General features: G+C 34.3%; 5 protein-coding genes. All 5 read right to left on the bottom strand.

Going from position 1 to position 7,237, the window contains the following annotated elements; translation table 11 throughout:
* Nucleotides 1-344: 344 nt before the first annotated feature.
* On the bottom strand, nucleotides 345-1,613 hold the full coding sequence (locus tag ACEN4N_RS07920) for an exo-beta-N-acetylmuramidase NamZ domain-containing protein (protein ID WP_407094003.1): 1,269 nt from the start codon (nucleotides 1,611-1,613) through the stop codon (nucleotides 345-347).
* A gap of 572 nt (nucleotides 1,614-2,185) precedes the next feature.
* Nucleotides 2,186-3,058 (bottom strand): UTP--glucose-1-phosphate uridylyltransferase GalU, encoded by an 873-nt coding sequence (gene galU, locus ACEN4N_RS07915; RefSeq protein ID WP_407094002.1) that lies wholly within the window; start codon nucleotides 3,056-3,058, stop codon nucleotides 2,186-2,188.
* Nucleotides 3,059-3,330: 272 nt separating this feature from the next.
* Entirely contained in the window at nucleotides 3,331-4,425 is a 1,095-nt protein-coding gene (gene wecB, locus ACEN4N_RS07910) for a non-hydrolyzing UDP-N-acetylglucosamine 2-epimerase (RefSeq protein ID WP_407094001.1), read from the bottom strand.
* A gap of 14 nt (nucleotides 4,426-4,439) precedes the next feature.
* The gene (locus tag ACEN4N_RS07905; RefSeq protein WP_407094000.1) at nucleotides 4,440-5,675 is read right to left on the bottom strand and encodes a nucleotide sugar dehydrogenase; all 1,236 of its coding nucleotides are present in this window, start codon (nucleotides 5,673-5,675) and stop codon (nucleotides 4,440-4,442) included.
* Nucleotides 5,672-7,231, bottom strand: coding sequence for an oligosaccharide flippase family protein (locus ACEN4N_RS07900; protein WP_407093999.1), 1,560 nt, complete (start codon nucleotides 7,229-7,231; stop codon nucleotides 5,672-5,674). Before ACEN4N_RS07900 ends, ACEN4N_RS07905 begins: the two co-directional genes overlap by 4 nt.
* Nucleotides 7,232-7,237: the final 6 nt, after the last annotated feature.

Here is a 7,237-nt window from a genome sequence, read left to right as displayed (position 1 = left end):
AACTTAAATCACAGTGGTTATGGGATATTTCTTTAGTGGTACATTAAGCTGGCAAAAGGTGGTACATTCTTTGGCAAACAGTGGTAAGAAAGTTGGCATCAGTGGTACAAATGTGTGGCAGTAGTCACTTGGTAGAGCTAAAGTCCAAACAACTGGGGCTATCTAGTCGCTATAATCATGAACTATGTAGAATTCCTTTACACCAAACAAATTAACTATAATTTGATACCATTATTTTTCTAAAATATCTATTTTATGCCTAGTGCGACTTCCTTTGAGTAAAAGCATCCTTACGTAAAAAACACCTCCCTAGATTAATTTCTAAGGAGGTGCTCACATATAGTCTATTCTTCACCACTTGGGTAGATAAGATATTCTTCACGAGTTGATTTAAATGATAGTAATTTTTCGTCCCATTTTGCGATGATTTCTTCCACTGGCTGGCCTGCTTTCAAGTCCTCTTCAATAGACGACTTACCAGTTAATTTAGCTAGCCATTGATCTTCACGCCACTCAATCTCATCTGGGTATAGATTATTCAACACGTGAATCATTGATAGACCCGTATAAAGTGGATCATATTCTTCACGGTCTGTCACATAAACTTCGACCCCCTCAGCGAGCTTCCCTTCAAGCTTTTGTCCAGGAGCGGGAGTAAAGGCAGCTGCTCTGAATTTAACACCACTTAAGTTAAGGTCATTCAATGCTTGGGCGTATTCCTTACCATTCACAAAGTCCGAGCCAACCAATTGGAATGGTTTTGTTGTGCCTCGACCTTCGGAAACATTCACGAATGTCTCAAATAATCCGGTAATTGGGTAAACATCTATACTATCGGTTGTTGGCATATTGGGTGATGGCATTACGAATGGAATATCTAGTTCAGCATAAGATTCACTTCGGTCATAGCCTTGCATTTCAACCACTTCTAGGTCAACACCCAAATCAAATTCCCCATTAAAATACTGTGCTAACTCTCCAAAAGTCATCCCGTGAACTAACGCTAAATCCTTCAAGCCAACAAAAGAAGAATGTTCTTCTTCAACAACTACTGGACCTGCAACTAAATCTCCACCTAACGGGTTCGGACGGTCAAGCACGACCACTTGCTTCCCTTCTTCAGAGGCAGCTTCCATAATATTATACAACGTCCAAACATAAGTATAATAAGTCACACCCGCATCTTGAATATCAAAGACGAGTAGATCCACATCTTTTAACATCTCTGAACTTGGTTTACGTGTCTCACCGTATAAACTATATACTGGTAATTCTGTCTCTGGATCCGTATAAAATTCAATATACTCTCCCGCTTCAGCATTCCCACGAACCCCATGTTCTGGACCATATAAAGCGGTTAATTCAATATCAGAATCTTCAAATAACAAATCAACAGTTGTATTTAAATCCTGGTCAATTCCAGTAGGATTCGTTACAAGCCCCACTCGCTTCCCTTCAAGTAAATCTTTGTGATCAGACAACAACATTTCTAGACCAAACTTGAAATCATCTTCAGCCTGCACTACTATCAAGCTATTAGTTAGAAGTGACAAGCCTAACATAAATACCCCTAACACCTTCAAAACACCCGACATACTTACTTTTCTCTCCATACACTTTCATTCCTTTCTGATTAACTTAAAACTACACGACAAATCAGTAAAGCGCTTTCTTAGTTTATTATAAAGGTTTGAAGTTTTATTTCAAGTTATATACTAAGATTGTGAAATAAAATTTATAAAAAATCAAAAAAAGTTCTTCAGTTTATGAAGCTAGTCAGTAAATTCCCTTCATCTGGAGTAATGAGAATTTTTTAAAGTACAGAAACAGCCGCCTCTATTTTGTATTAATTAGTACATTCCTTTAATAAATTCAAGATATGAGGCAAATCTTATCGGATCAAACACGCACAAAATTACTGATTTTCTGACACGTTTCATTGTCGAAAATCTACATTTTTGGAGTGCAATAAACCTACAAAATTAAATTATCTTTGACATCAAGATATCGGACCACACACCTTATCTTTCTATGATATCAGAAAATTATATGTTAAACGAAATAGTGAGATAGAATACTTAATAAAAAGAACCATCTAAACCACTTATTAAAAGTGGTTTAGATGGTTCTTTATGTAGATACGTAAACTGCTAGTATAAGCAAATAGCAGTTCTATAACTTATCCTTAAAACCCCTCAACAAGACTCTTCAAGTACTCTTTCAATTCAACCTTCAGCTCCGGATGTTTCAGTCCATACTCAATATTCGCTTCCAACATACCTAACTTATTCCCAACATCGTATCGCTTACCTTTAAACTCCAAGGCAAATACGCGCTGTGTCTTATTCAAAGTATCAATCGCATCGGTTAATTGAATCTCGCCACCACGTCCAGGTCCTTGCTTCTCTAAAATACTGAAAATCTCTGGCTTCAATAAGTAGCGTCCTACGATAGCCAAGTTACTTGGGGCATCTTCAGGGTCCGGTTTCTCAACAAAAGAGTCCACCGTATAGATTCCTTCAGATACTTCTGTCACTGGATCAATCACTCCATACTTTGACGTCTCTTCATGTGGCACTTGAATCACTGCTAAGGTTGAGGCTTTCGTCTTATCATAGTTATTCATCAGCTGCTTCGTTAGAGGCACCTCATCAACCATAATATCATCCCCTAACATCACTACAAATGGTTCATTACCAACAAATGATCTAGCCTGATATACAGCATCTCCTAAGCCCTTTGGTCGCTTCTGACGAATAAAGTGGAGTCGAATTTCTGTCGTTTCTTCCACTAATGCTAACAACTCATCTTTACCTGTTTGTTGTAAATTGTATTCTAATTCAAAATTCGAATCAAAATGATCTTCAATAGGGCGTTTCCCCTTCCCAGTTATGACAATAATATCTTTGATGCCTGAAGCAATAGCTTCCTCCACGATAAACTGAATCGTTGGCTTGTCAACAATGGGTAACATCTCTTTAGCAATGGCTTTCGTTGCTGGTAAAAAACGCGTTCCTAATCCAGCAGCTGGAATCACTGCTTTACGTACTTTTGACATTCATATCCTCCTAGTAATCACTTTAACTTGCGCCTTTACACAGACACATTAATACTTAAGATTTTTGTTAAGCTCATAGCTAAAGATTCTCACAAAAATAATTTGGTTAATTTATAAAATCTAAGGGAGAACAACTTGTTTAACTCCAAAGTTTCTTTACTATTCAAACTGTAATTTATTTGATAATATCTATCTAGACTAATTTTATATGTAATTTAATCCAATAAATTAATAAAATACCAGCAAAATTACTAATGTCATAAAGTAAATTACTACTTATCCAATAATATATCTACAATCTGCTTAGAAGCTGTCCCATCACCGTATGGATTACTTGCCTTACTCATTGATTCGTAAACTGACTCATCTTCAAGCAACTCTTTAAAAGTGCTATAAATGACTTCTTCATCAGTACCAACTAATTTTAACGTACCCGCTTCAATCCCTTCAGGTCTCTCAGTTGTATCTCTCATTACTAATACTGGAACACCTAAGCCAGGAGCTTCTTCTTGTATGCCACCACTATCTGTAACAATGATATGTGAGTTAGCAATGAAATTATGGAAATCAACCACTTCCAGTGGTTCAATAATTTTGATTCGATCATCGTCTCCAAAAACATCATTAGCTGCTTCTCGGACAACAGGGTTCATATGAATCGGATAGATAGCTTTCACATCTGTATTTTCATCTATAATTCGTTTTATTGCTCTAAACATAGAGTGCATTGGTGCGCCTAAGTTTTCTCTTCTATGAGCAGTAATCAAGATTAATCTACTATCTGATGCCCATTCTAAATAATCATGAGTAAAATCTTCTTTTACTGTTGTGTTTAAAGCATCGATTGCGGTATTTCCTGTAACAAAAATATCTTCAGGATTTTTTCCCTCTTTTAATAAATTTTGTTTCGACCTTTCAGTCGGAGCAAAATGATATTTAGCAACTAAGCCAACTGCTTGTCGATTAAACTCTTCAGGATAAGGTGAGTAAATATCATACGTTCTTAATCCTGCTTCTACATGACCTACAGGAATTTGTAAGTAGAAACAAGCTAAAGATGTTACAAAAGTTGTAGATGTATCACCATGTACCAGTACAATATCTGGTTGTTCTTTATCTAGAACATCACGCATTTTATCTAAGATATTAATGGTAACATCAAATAGTGTCTGCTTATCCTTCATAATAGCTAAATCATAGTCAGGAACAACATTAAATGTATCTAATACCTGTTGTAACATTTCTCTATGTTGACCTGTAACACAGACAACTAATTCAATATCGTCACGACTTTTCAATTCTTTAACTAACGGACACATTTTAATAGCTTCTGGCCTAGTTCCAAAAGCAACCATAACTTTTTTCATTTTTTGCTCCTTAATTATAGTTTATGAACAGAATTATCAAACACATTTTTAGTATCTAAAATATGTTTATTTTTAAGTTTATCAAAATTATTTTTAATATGATTATGAGCTGTCATAACAATAATTACATCTGTACTATTCACAAACTCATCAAAATCAAATAATTGATTTTCTACAATTGATTTATTTACAAATGGATCATAGTATTTTACCCCTTGAACAAGGTTTTCTTCTAATAACTCTTTTAACTGTAATCCTGGGCTTTCACGTGTATCATCCACATTCTCTTTATAAGTTAATCCGTATACACCAACTCTTGAGACATCTTTAATATTATTTTGCTTCATGATATCTTTTAATCTATCAAACACAAATTCTGGCATAGAATCATTAATCTTACGAGCACTTAAAATTAAATTTGATAACTCTGGGTAATCACCAACTAAGAACCAAGGGTCAATTGGAATACAGTGCCCTCCTACTCCAGGTCCTGGTTGTAAAATATCTACACGTGGATGTTTGTTAGCAATACGTATGATTTCATATACATCCATATTACCTTCACGGCAAATCTTTGCTAGTTCATTGGCGAATGCTATGTTTACATCTCTATAAGTATTCTCAACTACTTTAGACATTTCTGCAGAACGTATATCCGTTGTTACAATTTCTGATTTACAGAAACTTGCATAAATTTCTTTGATTCTTTCTGCAACACCTTCTTCATCTGCTCCAATTGTTCTTGAATTATTTTCTAACTCGTAAATCATGTTACCAGGAGTAATACGTTCTGGAGCATGAGCAAGGTGAATATCTTCTCCGATTACAAAACCTTTTTCTTCTACTAACGGACGTATTTGTTCATCCATAGTTCCTGGTGGTATTGTAGATTCAACTATTAAAGTCGCTCCTTTTTTTGCGACTTTCAATACCTCTTCAATTGCAGATATTAGGTATCGCGGGTCAATTTTTTTTGTGTCATCATAGTATGGTGTTGGAACAGCAATAATATAATCATTTACACTTTGATACTCCGTTGTGAATTTGATACCACGTTCGACAGCAGCATTAAATAACTCCTCCAGCCCTTCTTCTTCAAAAGTTAGTTTCCCTTTTGACAATGATTCTACTAATTTTGTATTTAAATCCGTTCCAATAACTTCAACTCCACTTTTTGCAAACATTAAAGCAGTTGGAAGTCCAATATAACCTAATCCTATTACATTAATCTTTTTTTGACCCACATTCATTTTTGATCTCCCTTCTTTTCACTTGTTTTAATAAATCTATTAAGTAACTGTTGCTTCATAATAACCACTAATTTGTTAAATTCTCTCCTGTTTAGTATAGTAATTGCATTTATCAACAATCCTATAACACCGAATAATCCGCTCCAGAAGAAAAATTCTAACCAACTATTTATCATGATATAACTCTTAAAGAAAATCCCGCTCAAAACAAATAATATTGAGAACGCTAATGTCTTTATTAAATGATTGTACAGCACATTATATTTAATTCTCAGTTGATTACTTGCGTACATCGGTATGAACCCCATATAATACAAGACATTGAATATTCCACTAACAATTAACACAACATAAGCACTCTTGATGTAAAATGTTAACACACTCACTGACATCAATATACTCACAATACCTGTAACTATTAGCATTAATGATGGAATTTTCACTTTGTTAAGGACTATATTTAATCCATAAACAGTCCACATATTTGCATGAACAACTAGAGGAATTAATGTGAGAATTGAAAGTAATTGTAACCTTGATACATTTTGATCAGGTACCCATAGTGAGAAAAAATCCGTACCAAAAATTATGACAAGCAATATTGGCGTTGTAGCCATTATCCCAATTACTTTTTGAGAGAATACTACTTCATCTACCAACTTACCCGGAGAATTTTCTGCGTATACTAATGTTATCCTTGGCATAAAAACAGAGAAAAGCATGCTAATAATACTACTAATAAAATGTGGCATTGTTTGGACTATTGCTAATTCGCCTGCACTTGAGGCTCCAACATAAATATTTGTTAGAAGTAAAGTGACCCCTAATAGTAATTGACTTCCCAAAGAGTTAAAGGAATTCCATACACCAGACGCTAAAAGTTCTCTGACACTTCTATAATCAAAATAAGAAAGACTTAATTGAAAATCTGGAAGTAATTTCTTTGTGAAAAATACTTGTATCAATAAATTTGTTAAGCTTTGTATAACTGCTACAATCCCAATGAAAATTAACGAAGGCTTAAAAATTGAAAATAGAGCAATATATAGACTGATTTTAATTATGCCCTGAACTATTTCTGCATAAGATTTTAAATCTAACCTATTCTTAGCAAATGTAGCTACCCCAAATACAGACGTAAATATTGAAATAATCATAGCGATGAACACTAACGCAAAAAGCAACTTAACTTCGTTTACCAAATCTGAAGGTACATTGAGAAACGAGTTGATCTTATAAACAATCACCGCCATTGGTAAAGATAGTATAAAAGCTAATAATACATTGGAGTAAAATACTGAAGAAAAATATTCTTTAGCTCTACTGTAGTTTCTTTTAACTATCTCTATTGTGATAAACCTAGAAGCCATAGAATTTAAGGCTAGTGTTATAATCATCAGGTAACCAACGAAATTATTTGCCATTGGGTAAAATCCATATGCTTCTTTACCTATTGTTGAAATTAAATAAGGCGTTAAGAAAAACGAAATGAGTAGCGATGAAGAAAAAGATATAATATTTGCAATCAAATTAATAACTAACTGTTTTTTTCCCATATCAAC

The organism is Ruoffia sp. FAM 20857, assembly GCF_045528645.1.
In the GTDB taxonomy this organism is placed as follows: Bacteria; Bacillota; Bacilli; order Lactobacillales; family Aerococcaceae; genus Ruoffia; species Ruoffia halotolerans.
The sequence above is the reverse complement of the archived record's forward strand: the minus strand, read 5'-3'. Positions and strand labels throughout refer to the sequence as shown.

What these genes read in the sequence shown, in the direction of transcription:
- ACEN4N_RS07920 (WP_407094003.1), bottom strand. Translation starts at nt 1,613, where the DNA reads ATGGAGAGAAAAGTAAGTATGTCGGGTGTTTTGAAGGTGTTAGGGGTA.
- galU (WP_407094002.1), bottom strand. Translation starts at nt 3,058, where the DNA reads ATGTCAAAAGTACGTAAAGCAGTGATTCCAGCTGCTGGATTAGGAACG.
- wecB (WP_407094001.1), bottom strand. Translation starts at nt 4,425, where the DNA reads ATGAAAAAAGTTATGGTTGCTTTTGGAACTAGGCCAGAAGCTATTAAA.
- ACEN4N_RS07905 (WP_407094000.1), bottom strand. Translation starts at nt 5,675, where the DNA reads ATGAATGTGGGTCAAAAAAAGATTAATGTAATAGGATTAGGTTATATT.
- ACEN4N_RS07900 (WP_407093999.1), bottom strand. Translation starts at nt 7,231, where the DNA reads ATGGGAAAAAAACAGTTAGTTATTAATTTGATTGCAAATATTATATCT.